20 protein-coding genes are annotated in these 22054 nt (G+C 68.4%); 13 read left to right on the forward strand and 7 right to left on the reverse strand.

The features are described from left to right. Positions 1-29 precede the first annotated feature (29 nt). From otsB to otsA, 3 genes are read left to right on the forward strand one after another with little or no spacing between them, the layout of a single operon-like run. Positions 30-821 carry a trehalose-phosphatase gene (gene otsB, locus AC57B8_RS15150; RefSeq protein WP_447741195.1) on the forward strand — a complete coding sequence of 264 codons (792 nt, stop codon included), beginning with the start codon at positions 30-32 and terminating at the stop codon, positions 819-821. Beyond that, the gene (locus AC57B8_RS15155; RefSeq protein WP_496480028.1) at positions 818-2740 is read left to right on the forward strand and encodes a glycoside hydrolase family 15 protein; all 1923 of its coding nucleotides are present in this window, start codon (positions 818-820) and stop codon (positions 2738-2740) included. The genes otsB and AC57B8_RS15155 overlap by 4 nt, the downstream gene beginning before the upstream one ends. Further along, a complete protein-coding gene (otsA, locus tag AC57B8_RS15160) occupies positions 2737-4122 on the forward strand; it encodes an alpha,alpha-trehalose-phosphate synthase (UDP-forming) (RefSeq protein ID WP_062481194.1) in 1386 nt (461 codons plus the stop codon). Before AC57B8_RS15155 ends, otsA begins: the two co-directional genes overlap by 4 nt. A gap of 18 nt (positions 4123-4140) precedes the next feature. On the opposite strand, the gene AC57B8_RS15165 is transcribed toward otsA, so the two are convergent. Further along, entirely contained in the window at positions 4141-4623 is a 483-nt protein-coding gene (locus AC57B8_RS15165) for an Lrp/AsnC family transcriptional regulator (RefSeq protein ID WP_139705322.1), read from the reverse strand. Between the two features lie 141 nt (positions 4624-4764). Between AC57B8_RS15165 and glmS the strand changes: the two genes are divergently transcribed. Then, on the forward strand, positions 4765-6645 hold the full coding sequence (gene glmS / locus AC57B8_RS15170; RefSeq protein ID WP_070060065.1) for a glutamine--fructose-6-phosphate transaminase (isomerizing): 1881 nt from the start codon (positions 4765-4767) through the stop codon (positions 6643-6645). Between the two features lie 245 nt (positions 6646-6890). On the opposite strand, the gene AC57B8_RS15175 is transcribed toward glmS, so the two are convergent. Together AC57B8_RS15175 and AC57B8_RS15180 are read right to left on the reverse strand one after the other, a co-directional pair. Next, the gene (locus AC57B8_RS15175) at positions 6891-7697 is read right to left on the reverse strand and encodes a DUF1266 domain-containing protein (protein ID WP_496480029.1); all 807 of its coding nucleotides are present in this window, start codon (positions 7695-7697) and stop codon (positions 6891-6893) included. Positions 7698-7700: 3 nt separating this feature from the next. Continuing rightward, positions 7701-8222, reverse strand: a complete 522-nt coding sequence (locus AC57B8_RS15180; protein ID WP_496480030.1) for a hypothetical protein — start codon at positions 8220-8222, stop codon at positions 7701-7703. 315 nt (positions 8223-8537) lie between these two features. Between AC57B8_RS15180 and AC57B8_RS15185 the strand changes: the two genes are divergently transcribed. The 5 genes from AC57B8_RS15185 to AC57B8_RS15205 all read left to right on the forward strand — a co-directional run bounded on the left by AC57B8_RS15185 (position 8538) and on the right by AC57B8_RS15205 (position 13384). Continuing rightward, complete coding sequence (locus AC57B8_RS15185; protein ID WP_496480031.1) at positions 8538-8924, forward strand: hypothetical protein; 387 nt, start codon at positions 8538-8540, stop codon at positions 8922-8924. Positions 8925-9158: 234 nt separating this feature from the next. After that, positions 9159-9842, forward strand: a complete 684-nt coding sequence (locus AC57B8_RS15190) for a response regulator transcription factor (protein ID WP_159274070.1) — start codon at positions 9159-9161, stop codon at positions 9840-9842. Next, positions 9839-11212 (forward strand): ATP-binding protein, encoded by a 1374-nt coding sequence (locus tag AC57B8_RS15195; protein ID WP_492679351.1) that lies wholly within the window; start codon positions 9839-9841, stop codon positions 11210-11212. The genes AC57B8_RS15190 and AC57B8_RS15195 overlap by 4 nt, the downstream gene beginning before the upstream one ends. A gap of 138 nt (positions 11213-11350) precedes the next feature. Continuing rightward, entirely contained in the window at positions 11351-11839 is a 489-nt protein-coding gene (locus AC57B8_RS15200) for a tripartite tricarboxylate transporter TctB family protein (protein WP_062481184.1), read from the forward strand. Between the two features lie 33 nt (positions 11840-11872). After that, entirely contained in the window at positions 11873-13384 is a 1512-nt protein-coding gene (locus tag AC57B8_RS15205; RefSeq protein ID WP_070060062.1) for a tripartite tricarboxylate transporter permease, read from the forward strand. A gap of 35 nt (positions 13385-13419) precedes the next feature. On the opposite strand, the gene AC57B8_RS15210 is transcribed toward AC57B8_RS15205, so the two are convergent. Beyond that, positions 13420-13941: a bacteriohemerythrin gene (locus AC57B8_RS15210; RefSeq protein WP_496480526.1), complete on the reverse strand. Its 522-nt coding sequence runs from the start codon at positions 13939-13941 to the stop codon at positions 13420-13422. 109 nt (positions 13942-14050) lie between these two features. Here AC57B8_RS15210 and AC57B8_RS15215 point away from each other — a divergent pair, with 109 nt between their 5' ends. Continuing rightward, complete coding sequence (locus tag AC57B8_RS15215; RefSeq protein WP_370869682.1) at positions 14051-14482, forward strand: YbaN family protein; 432 nt, start codon at positions 14051-14053, stop codon at positions 14480-14482. Here AC57B8_RS15215 and AC57B8_RS15220 read toward each other — a convergent pair whose 3' ends face one another. Both AC57B8_RS15220 and AC57B8_RS15225 read right to left on the reverse strand, forming a co-directional pair. After that, positions 14483-14890, reverse strand: a complete 408-nt coding sequence (locus tag AC57B8_RS15220) for an outer membrane protein assembly factor BamE (RefSeq protein ID WP_496480032.1) — start codon at positions 14888-14890, stop codon at positions 14483-14485. A gap of 53 nt (positions 14891-14943) precedes the next feature. Beyond that, positions 14944-16413 carry a YadA family autotransporter adhesin gene (locus tag AC57B8_RS15225; RefSeq protein WP_496480033.1) on the reverse strand — a complete coding sequence of 490 codons (1470 nt, stop codon included), beginning with the start codon at positions 16411-16413 and terminating at the stop codon, positions 14944-14946. Positions 16414-16579: 166 nt separating this feature from the next. Between AC57B8_RS15225 and AC57B8_RS15230 the strand changes: the two genes are divergently transcribed. After that, the gene (locus AC57B8_RS15230) at positions 16580-16972 is read left to right on the forward strand and encodes a carboxymuconolactone decarboxylase family protein (protein WP_062481171.1); all 393 of its coding nucleotides are present in this window, start codon (positions 16580-16582) and stop codon (positions 16970-16972) included. Positions 16973-16978: 6 nt separating this feature from the next. Here the strand turns inward: AC57B8_RS15230 and putA are convergent, their stop codons facing one another. Then, positions 16979-20719, reverse strand: a complete 3741-nt coding sequence (gene putA / locus AC57B8_RS15235; protein WP_496480034.1) for a trifunctional transcriptional regulator/proline dehydrogenase/L-glutamate gamma-semialdehyde dehydrogenase — start codon at positions 20717-20719, stop codon at positions 16979-16981. Between the two features lie 159 nt (positions 20720-20878). Between putA and AC57B8_RS15240 the strand changes: the two genes are divergently transcribed. Both AC57B8_RS15240 and AC57B8_RS15245 read left to right on the forward strand, forming a co-directional pair. Further along, positions 20879-21481 (forward strand): helix-turn-helix domain-containing protein, encoded by a 603-nt coding sequence (locus AC57B8_RS15240; protein ID WP_307638432.1) that lies wholly within the window; start codon positions 20879-20881, stop codon positions 21479-21481. 2 nt (positions 21482-21483) lie between these two features. Beyond that, on the forward strand, positions 21484-22014 hold the full coding sequence (locus tag AC57B8_RS15245) for a GNAT family N-acetyltransferase (RefSeq protein WP_492686256.1): 531 nt from the start codon (positions 21484-21486) through the stop codon (positions 22012-22014). Positions 22015-22054 lie beyond the last annotated feature (40 nt).

Consider the following 22054-nt stretch of genomic DNA (forward strand, 5'->3'; position numbering starts at 1 on the left):
GCGTGCGAGCCGTGCTATGGTTTTTCCCAATGCCAAAGTCCTCCAGCAGCAACGCCCAGTTGCCACCTCCGCCGGGCCGGGACGCCGCCCTTTTTCTCGACTTCGACGGCACGCTGGTCGGCCTCGCCGCCACGCCTGAAGCCATCGAGGTGCCGCCCGCCCTCGTGCCCCTGCTGAGCGACCTGCGCGACCTGCTCGGCGGCGCGCTCGCCGTGGTGTCGGGGCGCCAGATCGATGCCATCGACCGCTTTCTCGCGCCGCTGCGGCTGCCCGCGGCCGGCGAGCACGGCGTGCAGCGCCGCGATGCCAAAGGCGGCATGCAGGAGCAGCGCCCGCCCGACCTCGTCCCGATCCTGGACGTGGCCAACGAACTCGCGCGCATCCACGAAGGCCTGCTGGTCGAGCGCAAGCACGGCGCCATCGCGCTGCACTACCGGCTCGCGCCGCAGCTGGAGGCCGTGTGCCGCGACGCGATGGCGCGCGCCATCGAAGGCCGTCCGCAGCTCGAGCTCATGCACGGCAAGTTCGTGTTCGAAGTGAAGCCTTCGGGCGTGAACAAGGGCCTCGCCATCGAAGCCTTCATGACCGAAGCGCCGTTCGCGGGCCGCACGCCGGTCTTCGCGGGCGACGACACCACCGACGAGAGCGGCTTCGCCGTCGTGCAGCCGCGCGGCGGCGTCGCGATCAAGGTGGGCGCCGGGCCGAGCCTGGCGCTGCACCGGCTCGAATCGCCGCGCGCGGTCTACGAATGGCTGGTGCAGGCACGCGACCTGCTGGCCGCACCCGACCATCCCCAGACACCACCGAGGAGCCCCGCATGAGCGAACAACAACTGCCGAAGGCTCCGGAGGACCGCGCGGGCAACGCCCTGGCCGGCGCGGCGGGCCCCGACGACCAGGCGCCCGTCGACGCCGCGAAGGTGGCAGCAGCCCCGCCGCGCGGCTTCGCGCCGCCGGCCGAGCCCTCGCTCAATGTCGGCGTGATCGGCAACTGCGCCTACAGCGCGCTCATCGATGCGCGCGCCCGCGCCGTCTGGTGCTGCCTGCCGCGTTTCGACGGCGACCCGGTCTTCAACGCGCTGCTGCACCCCGGCGAGGAGGCCGGCGCCTGGGCCATCGAGATCGAGGACTTCGCCTCCAGCAAGCAGTGGTACGAGCCCAACACCGCCGTGCTGCGTACGCAGCTGTTCGACAGCGCGGGGCAGGGCATCGAGATCACCGACTTCGCGCCGCGCTTTCACAGCCGCTCGCGCTACTTCCGCCCGCTCATGATGGTGCGCCGCGTGCGCCCGATTGCCGGCGCGCCGCGCATCCGCGTGTCGCTCGACCCGCGCTTCCAGTGGGGCGCCTCGGCGCCGACCGAGGTCACGCGCGGCAGCAACCACATCCGCTATGTCGGGCCCGATGTGACCTTGCGGCTGAACACCGACGCGTCGATCTCGCACATCCTGTCGCGCCAGCCCTTCGTGATCTCGCGCGAGTACAACTTCATGTTCGGCGTGGACGAGACGCTGCTCGAAGGCATTGCCGACACCGCGCGCAAGTTCGAGCAGGAAACCATCGCCTACTGGCGCACCTGGAGCAAGCGCCTGGCCATTCCCTTCGAATACCAGGACGCGGTGATCCGCGCGGCCATCACGCTCAAGCTCTCGCTGTACGAGGACACCGGCGCCATCGTGGCCGCCATGACCACCAGCATCCCCGAGGCGCCGGGCAGCCAGCGCAACTGGGACTACCGCTACTGCTGGCTGCGCGACGCGTTCTTCGTGGTGCGCGCGCTCAACTCGCTGAGCGAGGTGGGCACGATGGAAGACTACCTGCGCTGGCTCGGCAACGTGGTGATCGGCTCGCACGGCGAGCACATCCAGCCGCTGTACGGCATCGGGCTGGAGCGCGAGCTGCCCGAGTCCTTCGTCGAGGGCCTGCCCGGCTACCGCGGCATGGGTCCGGTGCGCGTGGGCAACCAGGCGCAGGAGCACTTCCAGCACGACGTGTACGGCAACATCGTGCTCGGCGCAGCCCAGGCTTTTCATGACCACCGGCTGCTCAGCCGCGCGGGCGTGGCGGAGTTTCCGCACCTGGAGGCGGTGGGCGAGCAGGCCGTGCGCGTGTACGGCACGCCCGACGCCGGCATGTGGGAGCTGCGCACGCGCGCCCGCGTGCACACCAGCTCGGCGCTCATGAGCTGGGCCGCCTGCGACCGGCTCGCCAAGATCGCGCGACGGCTCGAGCTGCCCGAGCGCGCCGCCTACTGGCATGGCCATGCCGCACGCATGAAGGAAGAGATTCTTGCCAAGTCATGGTGCGAAGAGCGCCAGGCCTTTGCCGAAAGCTTCGGCGGGCACGAGCTCGATGCGAGCATCCTGCTGATGGTCGAGGTGGGCCTGATCGACGCGCGCGACCCGCGCTTCATCTCCACCGTCGACGCGATGGAAAAGTCGCTGTGCGACGGCCCCTACATGCGCCGCTACGAAGCGGCCGACGACTTCGGCAAGCCCGAGACCGCCTTCAACATCTGCACCTTCTGGCGCATCGACGCGCTGGCCAAGATCGGCCGCAAGGCCGAGGCGCGCCAGATCTTCGAGACCATGCTCGCCGCGCGCAACCCGCTGGGCCTGCTGTCGGAAGACACGCACCCGGTCACGGGCGAGATGTGGGGCAACTTTCCGCAGACCTATTCGATGGTCGGCATCATCAATGCGGCCGTGCGCCTGTCCGCTCCCTGGGATTCGTGCATATGAGTCGTCTCGTCGTTGTTTCGAACCGCGTGGCCGACCCGCGCAAGCCCGCCGCCGGCGGCCTGGCCGTGGCCCTGGGCGAGAGCCTGCAACAGAGCGGCGGCCTGTGGTTCGGCTGGAGCGGGCAGATCGTCGAAGGCGGGCCCACGGGCGAAGGCGAGCTGCACAAGCAGCAGGCCGGCAAGGTGACGCTCGCCACGCTCGACCTGAGCCGTGACGACCACGACAGCTACTACCTGGGCTACAGCAACGACGTGCTCTGGCCGGTGTTCCACAACCGCCTGGACCTGGCGCATTTCGATGCCGGCTTCATCGGCGGCTACCGGCGCGTGAACCAGCTGTTCGCGCGCAAGCTGATGCCGCTGCTGAAGGACGACGACATCATCTGGATCCACGACTACCACCTGATGCCGCTGGCCGCCGAGCTGCGCGCCATGGGCTGCAAGCAGCGCATCGGTTTCTTCCTGCACATTCCGCTGCCACCGCAGATCATCATCGCGGCCATTCCGCAGCACGAATGGCTGATGCGTTCGCTGTTCTCGTACGACCTGATCGGCTTCCAGGCGCAGCAGGACGTGCAGCACTTCGAGCACTACGTGCGCAACGAGGCCCATGGCGAATACCTCGGCAACGACATGTACCGCGCCTACGGGCAGACGGTGCGCTGCAACGCCTTCCCCATCGGCATCGACGTGGACGAGTTCGCGGCGCTCACGCACGCCAAGGAATCGCGCGACATGTACGAGACCATGAAGCGCGAGTACTCGAGCCGCCGGCTGCTGCTGGGCATCGACCGGCTCGACTACTCGAAGGGCATCCCGCAGCGCGTGCGTTCGTTCCGCGAGCTGCTGGCCAACTACCCCGAGAACCGCCGCAGCGCCACGCTGATCCAGATCGCCTCGCCCACGCGCGAGACGGTCGATGCCTACGCCGACATCCGCAAGGAGCTCGAGTCGCTGTGCGGCGCCATCAACGGCGACTACGGCGAGCTCGACTGGATGCCCGTGCGCTACATCCACCGCATGGTGGCGCGGCGCCGCGTGCCCGGCCTGTGCCGCGCGGCGGCCGTGGGGCTGGTGACGCCGCTGCGCGACGGCATGAACCTCGTGGCCAAGGAATACATCGCGGCGCAGGACCCGGCCGACCCCGGCGTGCTGGTGCTGTCGCGCTTCGCCGGCGCGGCCGAGCAGCTGAAGGAAGCGCTGCTGGTGAATCCGTACGACACGCACGGCACGGCGGAGACGGTGCAGCAGGCGCTGCAGATGCCGCTGGAAGAGCGGCGCGAGCGGCACCAGAAGCTGCTGTCGCGCATCCGGGCGCAGGACATCCACTGGTGGCGGCGCACCTTCCTCGAAGCGCTGCGCGAGGCGGCGAGCGAGCGCTGATCGCGCACAGAACCGGCGTCAGCCCAGCGGAACGCGGGCCCCGAACTTCGCGCGCTTGAGGCTGAAGAACGCCTTCACGTTGCGCACGTTGGCGTCGGCCGTGAACAGCCGCTGCGTCAGCGCGCCGTAGCCGGGCATGTCGCGCGCCACTACCACCAGCACGAAATCGGGCCCCGGCGACACGCGCCAGCACTGCTGCACGGCGTCGTCCGCGATCACGCGGGCCTCGAAGGCGTCGAGCGCGGCGGCGTCCTGCCGGTCGAGCGAAATCTCTACCACCGCCTGCAGGCCGTGGCCCAGCACCGTGGCGAGGCGGTCGGGCGAGAGCAGGGCGACCTGGCGCTCGATGAGCCCTTCCTGGCGCAGCCGCTGCACGCGGCGCAGGCAGGTCGGCGGCGAGATGCCCACCTCGGCGGCCAGGCGCTGGTTGGTCTGCGAGGCGTCGTTCTGGAGCGCGTCGAGCAGCTTGAGGTCGATGGCGTCGAGAGAGATTGATTCCATATGAGTTGAAATTATGGAATAAAACTCCATCTACAGGTTTGAGTGAAATAAAACTCCAAAACTGTGGAAATTTAGACGCCATATTTCTCGAAGGGCTCCCTACCATCGAGCCCTTCTGTTCTTCAAGACAAGGTACACCCCATGTGCGGCATCGTCGGCGCAGCCTCCCATCGCGACATCGTTCCGGTCCTGGTCCAGGGCCTTCAGCGGCTCGAATACCGCGGCTATGACTCCTGCGGCGTCGCGGTGCATGCCGGCGGCCTGAGCCGCGCACGCACCACCTCGCGCGTGGCCGACCTGCTGACGCAGGTGCGCGACGACAAGGTCGAAGGCCTCACCGGCATCGCCCACACCCGCTGGGCCACCCACGGCGCACCGGCCGTGCACAACGCCCATCCCCACTTCAGCCACGGCGTCGGCGCCGACGCGCCCGCCGCGCGCCCGGGCCGCATCGCGCTCGTGCACAACGGCATCATCGAGAACCACGAACCGCTGCGCGCCGCGCTCGAGGCCAAGGGCTACGTGTTCGAGAGCCAGACCGACACCGAGGTCATCGCCCACCTCGTCGACAGCCTCTACAACGGCGACCTGTTCGAAGCCGTCAAGGCCGCCGTGCTGCAGCTGCACGGCGCCTACGCCATCGCCGTCATCTGCCGCGACGAGCCGCAGCGCGTGATCGGCGCGCGCGCCGGCTCGCCGCTGATCCTGGGCGCCGGCAAGGACGGCACCGAGAACTTCCTGGCCAGCGACGCGATGGCGCTGGCCGGCGTGACCGACCAGATCGTCTACCTCGAAGAAGGCGACGTGGTCGACCTGCAGCCCGGCAAGTACTGGATCGTCGACAAGAACCACAAGCCCGTCACCCGCACCGTGCGCACCGTGCACGCCCACAGCGGCGCGGCCGAGCTGGGCCCGTACCGCCACTACATGCAGAAGGAAATCTTCGAGCAGCCGCGCGCCATCGGCGACACGCTCGAAGGCGTCGAGGGCATCGTGCCCGAGCTGTTCGACGGCATCGGGCAGGACGGCGCCACCGGCGCGAGCGCGCACCGCGTGTTCCAGGACATCGACAAGATCCTCATCCTGGCCTGCGGCACCAGCTACTACAGCGGCTGCACCGCCAAGTACTGGCTCGAGAGCATCGCGAAGATCTCCACCCAGGTCGAGATCGCCAGCGAGTACCGCTACCGCGACTCCGTGCCCGACCCCAAGACGCTGGTCGTCACCATCAGCCAGTCGGGCGAAACCGCCGACACGCTGGCCGCGCTCAAGCACGCGCGCTCGCTGGGCATGGAGCAGACGCTGACCATCTGCAACGTCGCCACCAGCGCCATGGTGCGCGAGTGCAAGCTGGCCTACATCACGCGCGCCGGCGTCGAAATCGGCGTGGCCTCGACCAAGGCCTTCACCACCCAGCTCGCGGGCCTGTTCCTGCTCACGCTGGCCATCGCGCAGTCCAAGGACCGCCTGAGCGCGCTCGACGAGGCGCGCTACCTGAAGGAAATGCGCCACCTGCCCGTCGCGCTGCAGTCGGTGCTCGCGCTCGAGCCGCAGATCATCGGCTGGGCCGAAGACTTCGCGCGCAAGGACAACGCCCTGTTCCTGGGCCGCGGCCTGCACTACCCGATCGCGCTCGAAGGCGCGCTCAAGCTCAAGGAAGTGACCTACATCCACGCCGAGGCGTACGCCGCCGGCGAACTCAAGCACGGCCCGCTCGCGCTCGTCACGAGCGAGATGCCCGTGGTCGCCGTGGCGCCGAACGATGCGCTGCTCGAAAAGCTCAAGAGCAACCTGCAGGAAGTGCGCGCCCGCGGCGGCGTGCTCTACGTGCTGGCCGACGGCGACACGCAGATCGCCAGCGGCGAAGGCCTGCACGTGATCCGCATGCCCGAGCACTACGGCGCGCTGTCGCCGCTGCTGCACGTGGTGCCGCTGCAGCTGCTGGCGTACCACACGGCGTGCGCGCGCGGGACCGACGTGGACAAGCCGCGCAACCTCGCGAAAAGCGTGACGGTGGAGTGAGCGTGCGTGGGCGGCGCGATTCCAATGATCTCGCCAAATAAAGTCTTGAACGCGCAAATAGCGTCGTAAATACTTTGAATTTGTTGATTTCCGTTTACGAGTAATCCACTCCTCCATGCGAACAACGGCCGCAAGACATTGCGGCCGGTCAGTTCGCGATGGAAAGGTGGATCAAGCGTCCACGGAAATCAACAGGGAGTGATCCGACGAGCTGGATCTTTTCCAGCGCTGTCGTCGAATGCAACTCACAGAGGCGACAGCACCCAAGGGCTCCGTTCATCGGTCATGAGATCTTCGGCAATACCGATGATTCCGCCCAGCGTCATATTTTGACCCGCCCAGCTGGCCCGGCCGATGATGTAGCTCTTTGCAAACTGCGGCCAGGACGAAAAATTCGAGCGCAATTCCTTGTCTGCATGCGAAAGAATGCGATCGAATTCAGCCTGCTCGATGTATTTGCAGTCCAATGACATCCTCGCAACCGTGACGAGGCGGCCCAGATCCCAGGCAAGGATGCCGGCGCTGTAATCCTTGGGAAGGTACGAGCCATTGACCTTGTCTTCGAGAAGACGAAAAACGGATCGCAGATTCTCCAGCATCTCCATCGCCTGCGCCAAAGCCGAGAAAACGAGATCTTTTTCCTCACTCGGCCCCTGCGCGGCAATCTGCTCGCGCACCGTTTCCGGGGAGCCGTATCGACCGCTGGCGATCAAGGCCTCGAGAACCTCCTGGCGCTCCTCTCCTGAAGCACCATCGCTGTAAATACGAAAAACAATGTCGTAAAAAAAGCGATGGCCATGGCGACCGAGTGACGCCAGGGTTTCAGCAGCCTCCTGGGGCGAGCGTATGCCCCAGTGCGAGCCAAGTCCCTCGGAGAGAGTTTCGTCAGACAACCCCGTTGCGTAGCTGTCGCAATACGCCATGATCTGTTCGGAGTTGATGAGCCCCGCTTGAAGTGCTCGCTGCGCCGCCGGATCCGCTGCGGCCCCATCGGGGCAATTTCTGTATTTTTTGGCAGAAACTATCTGGAACAACTTCTTCAAGAAACCCATGGGTCAGATTTGCTTGAAGGTGGCGTTGACGGCGCGATGCTTGAGCGCATTCACAAGAACTTCAAAGTCTGAATCCTTCACCATGTGAATGGCATCGAACTCGTGCTTCTTGGGTGCCATCGACGGCGTGCTGATTTCTATTTTTTTCTCCGCACTCGATGTGGAGGTTTCCGGGATGTCCGTGATGGTGACTTGATTGATGGCGTCATAGCCCACGGTGGTCAGTACGCCCGAGAATTTCTTGACGGTCGTGAAAGACATGCCCTTTTCATCAAGAACAATGTTGGCGCCCTGGCTGTTGGCTGCGCGCTTCTTGAAAAGTGTTCCGACCGTAAGATACGTGACGTACGCCCCGATCAACATGAGAACGCCATTGGCCACGCCGGTCGGCAGGTGAAGCCGAAGGGTGCCTATTTTCAGATCCGCAATCGGATAAAAAATGGCGGCAATGATAATTGCCGGGCCAATCAGGCCGAAAACGTACTCGAGAATCGAGTACTCCATCTTGTAATTGATGGTGTGCATGTAGCATTTTTCCTTATAGTTGATTTGGCCGGGCGATCGCCCGGTAGGTAGTCGGTCCTGCAAAATTCCTCCAACCCCCGGACTAATGTAACAAATCGCGTCTTGGTGCCGCCGGCCTGCTGTACCTCCAATGCGCCTGCAGAGGCTTCGCCTGCCTTCGTGCGCAACACGTGCATCGCGATGGCGGTAAGCGCACTTCTGGCTGCTTGCGGTTCACACGATTCCCAGCCGCCCGAGCGAACGCGACCCGCGCCTGCTGCCTCCACCACGGTGGTGCTGCCGCCCGTCGCGTACGGACATGACCAGGGCCGCCAGATGTCCGAAGCCGATGACGCGTGCGGTGTGCCGGACCCGCTGCGTCAGGCCGTGCAAGATCAGTTGAAGGCGCGGTATGAGGTTGTGGGCTCCGTGCCGGGTCCCGGCAGGGAGGCCGCCCTTGTGCTGAAGATCGACATCATGGACATCGTGACCGTCAGCGCTGGCGGCCCCACGATCGTGGTCATCCATGCGGTGCTTGAACGACCGGGACTGCCCCCTGCGCAATTCAAAGCCCTGCGCCAAGTGCGCACCCCCTACGCGGATATCACGGCGGAGACGACCGAATGCAGCGCAATGGATGCAGTGATTCACGGGTTGGGCGTGGACGTTGCGAAATGGATGCGCAAGCCGGAAGACGGGGTGTCTCTGGTGAACGGAGAGTGAGCGTGGTCTTCGACTTGATGGGGCCAGGTCAGCTCCTCGCGCACGCGACCACGCGACCACGCGGCTTCATGGACAAACGGTAATGAAGCGCAGGCCTTTCCCGCTTCCACCTGGGCTAGCATTTGCGTTGCAGGCCCCCGCATCCCAGGGGGCGCAACGTGAGCACAACCGCACCGCCATCCATGGGTATTTCTTGCCGTGGCCGCACCGACTGACGTGCTCGGCCCCACCGTCATCTGGAACTGCCTCATCGTCGAGGACGATGCCGACAACGCGCGCTACATCGCCGAAGGCTTCCGTTCGCTCGGCCATGTGGCGGTGATCAGCCGCGACGGCGCGGATGCGTTCGCGCGCGCGACGGGCGAGACGTGGGACCTCGTCATCCTCGACCGCATGCTGCCCAACGACGTGGACGGCCTGTCGATCCTCACCACGATGCGCGCGCTCGGCAAGAAGACGCCGGTGCTGGTGCTCAGCGCCTTGAGCGCGCTCGACGAGCGCGTGCGCGGGCTCAAGGCCGGCGGCGACGACTACCTGGCCAAGCCCTTTGCCTTCTCCGAACTCGCGGCGCGCGCCGAGGCGCTGGTGCGGCGCTCGCGCAGCGGGCCCGAGATCCGCACGCTGCAGCTGGCCGACCTCACGCTCGACCTGGCGCGCCGCCACGTGGAGCGCGGCGGCCGGCCCATCGCGCTGCAGCCGCGCGAGTTCAGGCTGCTGGCCTATCTCATGATGCATCCGGGCCAGGTGGTCACGCGCACCATGCTGCTCGAGGCCGTGTGGGACTACCAGTTCGACCCGCAGACCAACGTGATCGACGTGCAGGTGAGCCGCCTGCGCGGCAAGCTCGATGCGGGCGGCGCGCCGACGCTGATCCACACCGTGCGCGGCGTGGGCTACACGCTGGCCGCGCCGCAATGACCCGGGCCCTGCGCCAGCTGTGGCGCTCGGTCGGCTTCCGGCTCGCCTTCTACTACGGGCTGCTCGTCGCGATCACCATGCTGGCCGCGCTGGCCATCGTCTACATGCAGACCGTCGGCGTGCTGCAGCAGCGCATGGTGCGGCAGGTGGCCGCCAGCGTGCAGCAGCTGGTGGTGCGCTACGAAGCGCGCGGTGCCGAGGGTGTGGCGGGCGAGATCGCCCATGCGCTTTCCGACGGCCGCAACTCCGACAACGAGATCTACCTGCTCACCGATCGCGACGGAAACAAGCGCGCGGGCAACCTCGACCAGATGCCCTCGCTGGCGCCCGATGCGGGCGACGGCGTGCACCGCCGCGTGGTGCGCGCGGGCCAGACCGTCATCGCCTACCTCGTGATGCGCCCGCTGCCCGACGGCGGCATGCTCGTGGTGGGGCACGACCTGCGCGACCAGGAGTCGATCGAATCATTGGTGGCGAGCGCCAGCGCGGCGGCGGGCATCGTGGCGGTGCTGCTGCTCATCGGCGGCACCTTCGTCTTCCGCCAGGAGCTGGAGCGCAGCGTGGGCGCGGTGCGGCGCACGGCCGCGCGCATCGCGGCGGGCGAGCTGCAGGAGCGCGTGGCGCCTTCGGGCCAGGAAGACGAGTTCGCGCTGCTGGAGGGCGACATCAACGCGATGCTCGACCGCATCCAGTCGCTGATGGACGGCGTGCGCCATGTGTCCAACACCATCGCGCACGACCTGCGCACGCCGCTCACGCGCGTGCTGGTGCGCCTGCGTGCGGTGGAGGCGGGGCTCGGCGACGCCCACCATCCGCAGCGCGAGCCCGTCGCCACCGCCATCCGCGAGCTCGAGGAGCTGGCGGTGATGTTCGAGAAGCTGCTGCAGATCGCCGAGGTCGAGGCCGGCGCGCGGCGCCAGCAGTTCGCGCCGGTGGCGCTGCACGTCATTGCCGACGACGTGGCGGAGCTGTACGAGGCGGTGGCCGAGGTGCGGGGCATCGCGCTGCTGCGCGAGCCGGCCGACCGCGCCATCGCGCTGGGCGACCGCGACCTGCTCGCGGGGGCAGCGGCCAACCTGCTCGACAACGCGCTGAAGTACGGCGGGGCCGGCGCCACCGTGCGCATCGGCACGCACACGGTCGACGGGCGCGCGCAGCTGTTCGTGCAGGACGACGGCCCCGGCATTCCGAGCGCCGAGTACGAGCGACTGGGCGTGCGCTTCCATCGGCTGGACCACAGCACGCCGGGCCACGGCCTGGGGCTCGCGAGCGTGCAGGCGGTGGTGGCGCTGCACGGCGGTCGCCTGCAGTTCGGCGATGCCCGCCCGGGCCTGCGCGCCTGCATCGACCTGCCGACCGCGGACGCCTGAGCGGCGCCTTCTTCGTTTCCTCGCGCCTCGAACATTGCCGAATGGCAATGCTTTGTTCATACACACCGCCGCGCTGAATTCCTAGGATCGCTGACGCACATCGTGTGCCGATCAACGCAGTTCCAGGAGACATCAACGGTGAGAATCAAGAGTCAGAGAGACTTCTGCTCGGGCGTGCTTTTCAGCGCCTTCGGCGTGGCCTTCGCATGGGGCGCCACGACCTACAACGTGGGCACCGGCGCCCGCATGGGCCCCGGCTACTTTCCGCTCATCGTGGGCATCCTCATCGCGTGCATGGGCGTGCTGATCACGTTCAAGGCCCTCACGGTCGAGACCGCCGACGGCGAACCCGTGGGCCGCATCGCATGGAAGCCGCTGCTGTTCATCATCGGCGCCAACCTGGTGTTCGGCGTGCTGCTGGGCGGTCTGCCGAGCATCGGCTTGCCGTCGATGGGGCTCATCGTCGCGATCTATGCGTTGACCTTCATCGCGAGCCTGGCGGGCGACAGCTTCGGCTGGAAGGGCGTGACCCTCCTGGCGACCGTGCTCGCGCTCGGCAGCTACCTGGCCTTCGTGGTGGCGCTGAAGCTGCAGTTCCAGGTGTGGCCCACCTTCATCGCCGGCTGACCCGCGCAGAACAACAAGAAATCCAAGAGAACAATGGACCTGATTACCAACCTCTCGATCGGCTTCGGCGTGGCCTTCACCGCGCAGAACCTTGTCTATGCCTTCGTCGGCTGCCTGCTGGGCACGCTGATCGGCGTGCTCCCGGGCATCGGCCCCGTGGCCACCATCGCGATGCTGCTGCCCGCCACGTACGCGCTGCCGCCCGTGTCGGCGCTGATCATGCTGGCCGGCATCTATTACGGCGCGCAATACGGCGGCTCGACCACCGCCATTCTGGTGAACCTGCCGGGCGAATCGTCGTCGGTGGTGACCGTGATCGACGGCTACCAGATGGCACGCAAGGGCAGGGCCGGGCCGGCGCTCGCCGCGGCGGGCCTGGGCTCGTTCTTCGCGGGTTGCGTGGGCACCTTGATTCTTGCGGCCTTCGCACCGCCGCTGACCGAGCTGGCCTTCAAGTTCGGCCCGGCCGAATACTTCTCGCTGATGATCCTGGGCCTGATCGGCGCCGTGGTGCTGGCCTCGGGCTCGTTGCTCAAGGCCATCACGATGATCCTGCTCGGGCTGGCGCTGGGCCTCGTGGGCACCGACGTCAACTCGGGCGTGGCGCGCTACAGCTTCGACATTCCCGAGTTGACCGACGGCATCGGCTTCATCGCGATTGCGATGGGCGTGTTCGGCTACGGCGAGATCATCGCCAACCTGGCCGTGCCCGAGCATGAGCGCGAGGTGTTCACCGCCAAGGTCAAGGGCCTGTGGCCGACCAAGGAAGACTTCCGGCGCATGACGCCCGCTGTGCTGCGCGGCACCGCGCTGGGTTCGGCCCTGGGCATCCTGCCGGGCGGTGGCGCGCTGCTGTCGGCCTTCGCGGCCTACACGATCGAGAAGCGCATCAAGCTCAAGCAGGGCGAAGTGCCCTTCGGCAAGGGCAACATCCGCGGCGTGGCGGGACCGGAGTCGGCCAACAACGCCGGTGCGCAGACCTCGTTCATTCCGCTGCTGACGCTGGGCATTCCGCCCAACGCGGTGATGGCGCTGATGGTCGGTGCGATGACCATCCACAACATCCAGCCCGGCCCGCAGGTGATGACCAGCAACCCCGAGCTATTCTGGGGCCTGATCGCCTCGATGTGGATCGGCAACCTGATGCTCATCGTGCTGAACCTGCCGATGATCGGCATCTGGATCAAGCTGCTGACCATTCCCTACAAGTGGCTCTTTCCGTCGATCGTGCTGTTCTGCGCGGTGGGCGTGTACTCGGAGAACAACAACACCTTCGACGTGTGGATGGTCGCGATCTTCGGCATCGTGGGCTACCTGTTCCTCAAGCTCAAGTGCGAGCCCGCACCGCTGCTGCTGGGCTTCATCCTCGGGCCGATGATGGAAGAGAACCTGCGCCGCGCGCTGCTGCTGTCGCGCGGCGACTGGAGCGTGTTCGTCATGCGTCCGCTGTCGGCGGGGCTGCTGGCGGCGGCGGCGCTGCTGCTCATCGTGGTGCTGCTGCCTTCGGTGAAGGCCAAGCGCGAAGAAGCCTTCGTGGAGGAGTGACGATGCGGCGGCCGTGGCGCGGCGTCAAAGCCGCGTCAGCCGCCGAACAGGCGCCGCATCCACCCCATCTTGACCTGCCCTGCGGCGCCGCCTTGCTGCACCGCCTTGCGCACCTGCGCGTGCACCAGCACTTCCGCAGACGAATCGGTCGTGTGCAGGTGCGCTTTCACGGTCGGCACGTACGCGCCGTCTTCATGGCGGATGTGGTTGAACAGCCAGCGCGAGAGCATGTCGTGCAGCTCGGCCAGCACCTCTTCGCCGTGCTCGAAGCGCGTGCGGAATTCGGTGACGCGGCGCACGAAGATCTCGTGCACCTTCCGGTGCGGGCCCGTGAAGGGGTAGCCCGCGTCCTCGATCATGGCCTCCTCGAACGCGAAGTGCGAGGCGGTGTAGTCGATGGTCTCCTCGATGATCCGGCCCACGACTTTGCGGTCGTTCGTGCGGCGGGCGTCGTCCAGCGCATTGATGTACTGCACGATGCGCTGGTGCTGCGTGTCGATCTCATGGATCCCCGTATTGAGCTCGGTCTTCCATACAAGGTGGGCCTTGGTCTTCAGAACTTTGCAGGTGGATGTAAAAGTCCAGTATCGGCAGCCGAAAGCGGCGCGCGGTTGATCTGAATCAAGCGCGTCGGTGCGGTGAAAGAGAAAGAAAGACAATCGGCCCGTGACGCCCGCCGAAGACCCCCAGAACCCGCCCGCTGCCGTGGAGCCCCGGCCGTTGCCGCTGCTCGTGCGCTGGCTGCTGATGGTCTTTGCCGCGTTGTGCCTGGTGCTGGCCGCCATCGGCGTGGTCGCGCCGGGCATGCCGACCACGGTCTTCGTGCTGATGGCCGCCTGGGCCGCGGCGCGCAGTTCGCCGCGGCTGCACCGCTGGTTGCTGAACCACCGGCTCTTCGGTCCGCTGCTGCGCAACTGGGAGAACGGCCGCACCGTGAGCCGGCGCGCCAAGTGGAGCGCCACCGCGGCGATGGCGTTCTGCGCGGTCGTCATCGTGTTGACGGCGCACAAGCCGTGGCTCGCAGGCGTCGCCATCGGCTCGATGGCGGTCGTGCTGACGTGGCTGTGGCGGCGGCCGGAGCCGCCGCAGGGCGGCTGATCAGCCCTTGGCCAGCTCCGCGCAGATCGCCGGGTTCCAGTGGAAGCTGCGCGCCTTGTAGGCCGTGTCGAAGATCACCTTGTAGCGGCAGCTCGTCGCACCGCCGCCCGAGCGGAAGTGAAAGACGTAGTCCCACTCGCGCACGGCGGCCATGCCTTCGTCGAAGTGCGGGCGGCCGATCAGGGCGTAGAGCTGGTCCTTGGTCGCGCCGGGGCCGACGGCGCGCAGGTTCTCGCGGTTCGGAAAGCTGCCTTCGGTCTGCCACGTTTGCTGCTGGTCGGCGCCGGGCCAGACGAGTTCGGTGGCCTTGCCGTCGCTGTCGAGGCCGCGGCTCACGTACGAGGTGCAGCCGGCGAGGGTGAGCAGGGCCAGCAGCGCGGCGGTGGGCAGAAAAAAGGTGCGTGTCATGAAGGAAGAATGCGTGGGGCCTGGAGCGATGGCGGTTCTGGGGTTCATGCGGCTCACCACTGGTAGCCCGCGCCGGCCGAGACGCCGACGTTGCCGCGCGAGTTGGCCGAGCCGGTGAACTTCATCACCCACTTGCCGTTGTCCGAGATGCTCGAGAAGCCGACCGCGAGCGCGCTCTGGCCCTCGTAGCCGGCGATGCCGGCCGCGATCATGTTCTTGCCCGGCATGTAGGCCTGCGGCATGCCGGCCATGGCCATCGCACCGGCGGTGCCGGCGTTGGCATCGCGCTGGTTCACGCGGATGGCGTCGCGCCACTGCGCGCTCTGCGCGTTCAATTGGTTGACGTTGACCGCATCCGTGCCGGCCACGCCGGGCGCCACGTTGGACACGGTGGTGCCGTTGGGCGCCTGTCCGTTGCCCAGCACGATCTGGTTGTGGTTCACGCTGCCGTCCACGTTGGTCACGTAGTTGACCGCGCCGGCCTGCACGGCCTGCAGCTGGCGCACGTTGACCGCGTCGGTCGCCTGCGTGCCGCCCGCGACGTTCGTGATCTGCCGCTCGCCGCCCGCGCTGCCGACCGAGACCGCGCCCTGCGTGGAGCCCACGGCGACGTTCGAGAAGCGCTCTTGCTGGCCGCCCATGCCCGCGCGGTCGGCGACGGCGCCGGCGCCGAGTGCCACGCCATTGACGGCGCTCGCTGTCGCGCCCGTGCCGATGGCCACGGCGGACGTGGCCGATGCGGTGCTCTGGCGGCCCACGGCCACGGCCGACTCGGCACCCGCGGTGGCGCGGTCGCCCACGGCCACGGCGCTGTCGGCCAGCGCCTGCGTGTTCGCGCCCAGCGCGGCGGCGTTGATGCCGTCGGCGATCGCCTTGTCGCCGGCTGCGAGGCTGCTCTTCTTGCGCGCCTGCGTGTTGGCGCCGAGGGCGGTCGAATTGATGTCGCTCGCGGTGGCGCGGTCGCCCACTGCGACGCTGCTGGTGGCCACGGCCGTGCTGTTGGCGCCGATGGCGGTGGCGTTGGTGCCGAAGGCCTGGGCCACGTTGCCTACGGCCGTGCTGCTGACGCCCGCAGCCACGGTGGTGGAGCCGATGGCGGTGGCGTAGGTTTCGGTGGCGCGTGCATCGGAGCCCGCCGCCACGCTGCCGAAGCCGGTGGCCTTGGCGGCCGTGCCGCCGAGCAGCAGCGCGTCGCCGCCGAGGTTGCCGCTCACCATGCCTTGCAAGGCCGCGGCATCGGGGCCGCCGTTCACGGGGTCGGTCGGCACGCCGGTGATGAGCGCGAAGCCGCCGCTGGCGTTGGGCACCTGGCAGGCCCACGTGGGACCGGCGCCGCCCGAGCTGCACACTGCGCCCGAGCCGGTGGTGTAGCTGGCACCGCCCAGGCTCACGTCGGCCCAGGCCGACGGGCCTGCGAGGCCGGCGGCCAGTGCGAGCACGGCGCCCGCGATGTCTCGGGTTTTCTTCTTGCAGACGAATGCGGCGCGCGCACCGCCCCCCACGTGCTGTGTGACGTGTTCCATGGTTCTCTCTTCTCCCTGAGATGGCGCCTGATGGCGCGCTTGATGTGTGACGCTTCGACTGTATGAACCGCAGGGCGCGTGAACCTAGGACCTAATTCACAATAAATGTGAAGGTACCGAAAGCAAATGTTGCTTTCCATCGCGCATTCACACTTCAGGAGATCGCATGAAACCCCAGCCCATCGAGCACGCCGCCGCTTCCGACGAGGTCCGCGCGGTGTTCGACGACATCAAGGCCTCGCGCAACGTGCCCGACGTCAACAATTTCTGGAAGTACCTGGCCAACGACCCGGCCACGCTGAAGCGCACCTGGGCCAGCCTCAAGGAGGTGATGGCGCCGGGCGCGCTCGACCCGGTGGTCAAGGAAATGATCTATCTGGCGGTGAGCGTCACCAACAACTGCGGCTACTGCATCGCGAGCCACCACGCGGGCGCGGAGAAGGCCGGCATGACGCCGGCCATGTTCGCCGAGCTGATGGCCGTGGTGGGCATGGCGAACGAGACGAACCGGCTGGTGAACGGCTACCGCGTGCCGATCGATCCAGCCTTCGACAAATAAGCCCGTTCACCCGATCGTCATCAGGCTCGCATTGCCGCCGGCCGCGGCCGTGTTGACGCTCAGCGCGCGCTCCAGCACCAGGCTTTCGAGCGGGATGCCGGTGTCGCCGGGCGCGAAGCCGCGCACGCCGACGATGGGGCCGGGCCGCGCCGCCACCTGCTGCAGCACGCTGGCAAGGTGGCCGGCGTCGCCGTGGTGCAGCACGGCATCGAAGACCACGGTGGGCGCGCGCCAGTCGTTGGCGAGCACGACCGCGTGGCGCGCTTCGTCGGGCAGCGCTGCCAGCAGCGCGTGCGCGCCGGGCGCATCGGCGGGCCAGATGGCGGTGCTGCCGACGGACAGCACGGCCGCCAGTTGCACGAGCCGGTCGGCTTCCGCATCGGCGAGGCACAGCACGGCCTCGCGCGGCTGCAGCGTGTAGACGTTGCGCTCGCCGGTCGGGCCGGCCAGCGTGCGTGCGCGGCCGACGTGGGCCAGGCCGGCGAAGCGGCGGCATTGCGCGGCCAGCGCGTCGCGGCCCGTGTCGCGCGCCCAGCCTTCGAGCGCCGCGAGGCCGCTGGCAGGTGCCACGGGACGGTCTTCGGCCACGGCGCGCGCCAGCACGTCGTCGGGCCGCGCCGACAGCAGGCGCGCCATGTACAGCGGCCCGCCGGCCTTCGGCCCGGTGCCCGACAGGCCTTCGCCGCCGAAGGGCTGCACGCCCACCACGGCGCCGACCATGTTGCGGTTCACGTACACGTTGCCCGCCTGCGCCTGCGCCACCACCTGCGCAATGGTCTCGTCGATGCGCGTGTGCACGCCCAGCGTGAGGCCGTAGCCGCTGCCGTTGATCTGGCCGATGAGCGCGCCCAGGTCGCGGCGGCGGTAGCGCAGCAGGTGCAGCACGGGGCCGAACACCTCGCGCTGCAGCTCGCCCAGGTGTTCCAGCTCGACCAGCGTGGGCAGCACGAAGGTGCCGTGGCGCGTGTCGTGGCCGAACTCGCGGCCCTGGCGGAACACGCGCCGGCCGCGCCCGCGCATGCCGGCGATGTGGCGCTCGATGCCGTCGCGCGCCTCGTCGTCAATGACCGGGCCCACGTCCACCGCGAGCCGCGCGGGGTTGCCGATGCAGCTCTCGGCCATCGCGCCCTGCAGCATCGCCACGAGGCGGTCGGCCGCTTCTTCCTGCACGCACAGCACGCGCAGCGCCGAGCAGCGCTGGCCCGCGCTGTCGAAGGCCGAGGCCATCACGTCGGCCACCACCTGCTCCACGAGCGCGGACGAGTCCACGATCATCGCGTTCTGCCCGCCGGTCTCGGCGATCAGCGGCACCGGCGCGCCGTGCGCGCCGAGGCGCGTCGACAACGTCTTCTGCAGCAGGCGCGCGACCTCGGTCGAGCCCGTGAACATCACGCCCTGCACGCGCGCGTCGCCGACCAGCGCGGCGCCGACGGTCTCGCCGCGGCCCGGCAGCAGCTGCACCGCCGCGCGCGGCACGCCGGCCTCCCACAGCACGCGCACCGCTTCGGCGGCGACCAGCGGCGTCTGCTCGGCCGGCTTGGCCAGCACCGGGTTGCCGGCCGCGAGCGCGGCGGCCACCTGGCCGGTGAAGATCGCGAGCGGAAAGTTCCACGGGCTGATGCACACCACCGGCCCGAGCGGGCGGTGCGTGGCGTTGGCGAAGTCGGTGCGCGCCTGCGCCGCGTAGTAGCGCAGGAAGTCGACCGCCTCGCGCACTTCGGCGATGGCGTTGGCGCCGCTCTTGCCGGCCTCGCGCATCAAGAGGCCGAGCAGGCGCGGCTGTTGCGCTTCGAGCAGGGTGGCGGCGTGCTCGAGCGCGGCGGCGCGTTCGGCGGGCGGCGTGGCGGCCCACGCGGTGGCGACGGCTTCGGCCTGCGCAATGGCCGAGGCCACGTCGCCCGGCACCGCGTCCTGCACCTGGCCGACGAGGTCGCGGCGGTCGGCGGGGTTGCGCACCTCGGCCCAGGTGCGACTGGCTTCGTCTTCGGCGCGTGGCGCGGCGAGCATCGGCGTCGCGCGCCAGGGCTCGCTCGCGCTGGCCTGCAGCGTGGCGGCGAGCGCATGCAGCGTGGCTTCGCTCGCGAGGTCCAGGCCCTGCGAGTTCGCACGCTGCGTGCCGTAGAGCGCGGCCGGCAGCGGAATGGCCGCGTGCGGCAAGCCCATCGCGCCTTCCTGCGCAGCCATGCGCTCGACCGTCGCGACCGGGTCTTCCACCAGCGTGTCGAGCGGGATCGACGCATCGGCGATGCGGTTCACGAACGATGTGTTGGCGCCGTTCTCCAGCAGCCGCCGCACCAGGTAGGCCAGCAGCGTCTCGTGCGTGCCCACCGGCGCGTAGATGCGGCAGGGCCGCCCGAGCGGGCCCACCACCTGCTCGTACAGCGGCTCGCCCATGCCGTGCAGGCACTGGAATTCGTACTGGCCCGGCGTGTAGCGCGACGGGTCGGCCATCGTGTAGATCGCGGCCAGCGTGTGGGCGTTGTGCGTGGCGAACTGCGGGTACACCGCGTCGGGCGCATCGAGCAGCCGGCGCGCGCACGCCAGGTACGACACGTCGGTGTAGGCCTTGCGCGTGTAGACCGGGTAGCCCGCCAGCCCGTCGAGCTGCGCGCGCTTGATCTCGCTGTCCCAGTAGGCGCCCTTCACCAGGCGCACCATGAGCCGGTGGCCGCTGCGGCGCGCGAGGTCGATCACCCAGTCGATCACGAAGGGGCAGCGCTTCTGGTAGCCCTGCACCACGAAGCCGATGCCCTGCCAGCCCGCCAGCGCGGGCTCGAAGCACAGGCGCTCCAGCAGGTCGAGCGAGAGCTCGAGCCGGTCGGCTTCTTCGGCGTCGATGTTCAGGCCGATGTCGTAGTGCAGCGCCAAGAGTGCCAGGTCGCGCAGCACCGGGTACAGCTCGGCCATCACGCGCGTGTACTGCGCGCGGCTGTAGCGCGGGTGCAGCGCCGACAGCTTGATCGAGATGCCCGGCCCGCCGTACACGCCGCGCCCGTTGGAGGCGCGGCCGATGGCGTGGATCGCGTCTTCGTAGGCCGCGCGGTAGCGGCGCGCGTCGTCGGCCGTGAGCGCGGCCTCGCCGAGCATGTCGTACGAATAGCGAAAGCCCTGCGCCTCGAGCGTGCGCGCATGCGCCAGCGCCTGGGCGATGGTTTCGCCGGTGACGAACTGCTCGCCCATCATGCGCATCGCCATGTCCACGCCCTTGCGGATCAGCGGCTCGCCGCCCTTGCCGATCAGCCGCGTGAGCGTGGCCGACAGGCCCGTCTCGCTGTGCGTGGCCACCAGCTTGCCCGTGAGCAGCAGGCCCCAGGTCGCGGCGTTGACGAACACCGACGGGCTGTGCCCCGCGTGCGCCTGCCACTGGCCCTGCGCGATCTTGTCGCGGATGAGCGCGTCGCGCGTGTCGGCGTCGGGAATGCGCAGCAGCGCCTCGGCCAGGCACATCAGCGCCACGCCTTCCTGCGACGACAGCGCGTACTCCTGCAGCAGGCCCTGCACCAGGCCCGAGCGGCCGCCGCCATTTTTGCGCTGGCGCAGCTGGTGGGCGACGCGGTGGGCGAGGGCGTGGGCTTCGGCGGCCTGGTCGGCGGGCAGCCGGGCCTGGTCGAGCAGCGGCTGCAGTGCCTCGGCTTCGGGCGGCCGGCAGGCGGCGGTGATGCGGGCGCGCAGCGCGGACGGCGCGGCGGGGCCGTCGGCGAAGGTGGCGAAGGTCGAGGGCAGGGGGGCGGGATCGTTGGCGCTCATGGTGCGTCGGTGGTGGTGATGTGTTGGATGATTTCAGCGATTGGCATGAATATTTCTCCAAAGAACAGTCACTTCGACGAGCAAGTCTCTGCGGACTGGACGACCGGCTTTCGCCCCGGGGTTGACGGAATTTCTATTTCATTGGATATTTCATCCAATATGAAAGAAGAATCAGCGTCACCCCCCAGCCTCAACGACCGCATCGCCCAGCGCGTGCGCGCCCTGCGCGCCGCGCGCGATCTCTCGCTCGACGCCCTGGCCACGCACTGCGGCGTCAGCCGCTCCATGATCTCTCTGATCGAGCGCGGCGAGAGCAGTCCGACGGCCGTGCTGCTCGAAAAACTCGCGACCGGCCTGGGCGTGCCGCTGGCCTCGCTGTTCGAGTCCGACGCGCCGGCCGCCAGCCCGGTGTCGCGCCGTGCCGACCAGCTCGAATGGCGCGATCCGCATTCGGGCTACCTGCGCCGCAACGTCTCGGCCGGCGGCGACGCCTCGCCGATCCAGATCGTCGAGGTGCTGTTTCCGCCCGGCGCGCGCGTGGCCTATGAAACCGGTGCGCGCGAGCCGCGCATCCACCAGCAGGTGTGGGTGCTCGAAGGCTGCATCGAACTCGCGGTCGGCGACCAGCAGCACCGGCTCGAGGCCGGCGACTGCCTGGCGCTCGTGCTCGACCAGCCGACGAGCTATTTCAACCCCACCCGCGAGACGGCGCGCTACGCGGTCGTCATCACCAGCGCGCCTTCTCACGCCAACCGGAAATGACCATGACTGCTGCCACCACCCCGCGCCTGCGCGCCCTTTCTTCCGTCAGCGAGGCCGAGCTGAACGCGCTGGCCGACGTGCTCATCGACTGCGTCGATGGCGGCGCCTCGGTGAGCTTCATGCAGCCGCTCACGCCCGAGCGCGCGCGGGCCTTCTGGCGCCACGTGGCCGACGGCGTGGCGCGCGGCGAGCGCGAGCTGCTCGTGGCCGAGGACGACGCAGGCATCGTCGGCACCGTGCAGCTGGTGCTGGCGCAGCCCGAGAACCAGCCGCACCGCGGCGAGGTCGCGAAGATGCTGGTGCACCGCCGCGCACGCCGCCACGGCCTCGGCGCGCTGCTGATGAAGGGCGCCGAACAGCGCGCGCGCGACCACGGCAAAACGCTACTCGTGCTCGACACCTCCAGCCCCGAGGCCGAGCGGCTGTACACCCGCTGCGGCTGGCTGCGCGTGGGCACCATCCCCGGCTACGCGCTGCTGCCCGACGGCACGCCGTGCGGCACCACCTACTTCTACCGCGCGCTCGGCGACTGACGGCCGTGCGGTCTACAGTCGGCCGGTCCTTTCATTTCCC

The sequence above is a fragment of the Variovorax sp. BGA-UO-ETr-C22 genome, from assembly GCF_059567965.1.

Bases quoted from the DNA above. Each gene is read 5' to 3' on its own strand.
- AC57B8_RS15185 (WP_496480031.1), top strand. From the start codon at position 8,538: ATGTCCGAAGCCGATGACGCGTGCGGTGTGCCGGACCCGCTGCGTCAG.
- AC57B8_RS15240 (WP_307638432.1), top strand. From the start codon at position 20,879: ATGAAAGAAGAATCAGCGTCACCCCCCAGCCTCAACGACCGCATCGCC.
- AC57B8_RS15195 (WP_492679351.1), top strand. From the start codon at position 9,839: ATGACCCGGGCCCTGCGCCAGCTGTGGCGCTCGGTCGGCTTCCGGCTC.
- glmS (WP_070060065.1), top strand. From the start codon at position 4,765: ATGTGCGGCATCGTCGGCGCAGCCTCCCATCGCGACATCGTTCCGGTC.
- AC57B8_RS15205 (WP_070060062.1), top strand. From the start codon at position 11,873: ATGGACCTGATTACCAACCTCTCGATCGGCTTCGGCGTGGCCTTCACC.
- otsA (WP_062481194.1), top strand. From the start codon at position 2,737: ATGAGTCGTCTCGTCGTTGTTTCGAACCGCGTGGCCGACCCGCGCAAG.
- AC57B8_RS15245 (WP_492686256.1), top strand. From the start codon at position 21,484: ATGACTGCTGCCACCACCCCGCGCCTGCGCGCCCTTTCTTCCGTCAGC.
- AC57B8_RS15175 (WP_496480029.1), bottom strand. From the start codon at position 7,697: ATGGGTTTCTTGAAGAAGTTGTTCCAGATAGTTTCTGCCAAAAAATAC.
- AC57B8_RS15180 (WP_496480030.1), bottom strand. From the start codon at position 8,222: ATGCACACCATCAATTACAAGATGGAGTACTCGATTCTCGAGTACGTT.
- AC57B8_RS15230 (WP_062481171.1), top strand. From the start codon at position 16,580: ATGAAACCCCAGCCCATCGAGCACGCCGCCGCTTCCGACGAGGTCCGC.
- AC57B8_RS15220 (WP_496480032.1), bottom strand. From the start codon at position 14,890: ATGACACGCACCTTTTTTCTGCCCACCGCCGCGCTGCTGGCCCTGCTC.
- putA (WP_496480034.1), bottom strand. From the start codon at position 20,719: ATGAGCGCCAACGATCCCGCCCCCCTGCCCTCGACCTTCGCCACCTTC.
- otsB (WP_447741195.1), top strand. From the start codon at position 30: ATGCCAAAGTCCTCCAGCAGCAACGCCCAGTTGCCACCTCCGCCGGGC.
- AC57B8_RS15155 (WP_496480028.1), top strand. From the start codon at position 818: ATGAGCGAACAACAACTGCCGAAGGCTCCGGAGGACCGCGCGGGCAAC.
- AC57B8_RS15165 (WP_139705322.1), bottom strand. From the start codon at position 4,623: ATGGAATCAATCTCTCTCGACGCCATCGACCTCAAGCTGCTCGACGCG.
- AC57B8_RS15225 (WP_496480033.1), bottom strand. From the start codon at position 16,413: ATGGAACACGTCACACAGCACGTGGGGGGCGGTGCGCGCGCCGCATTC.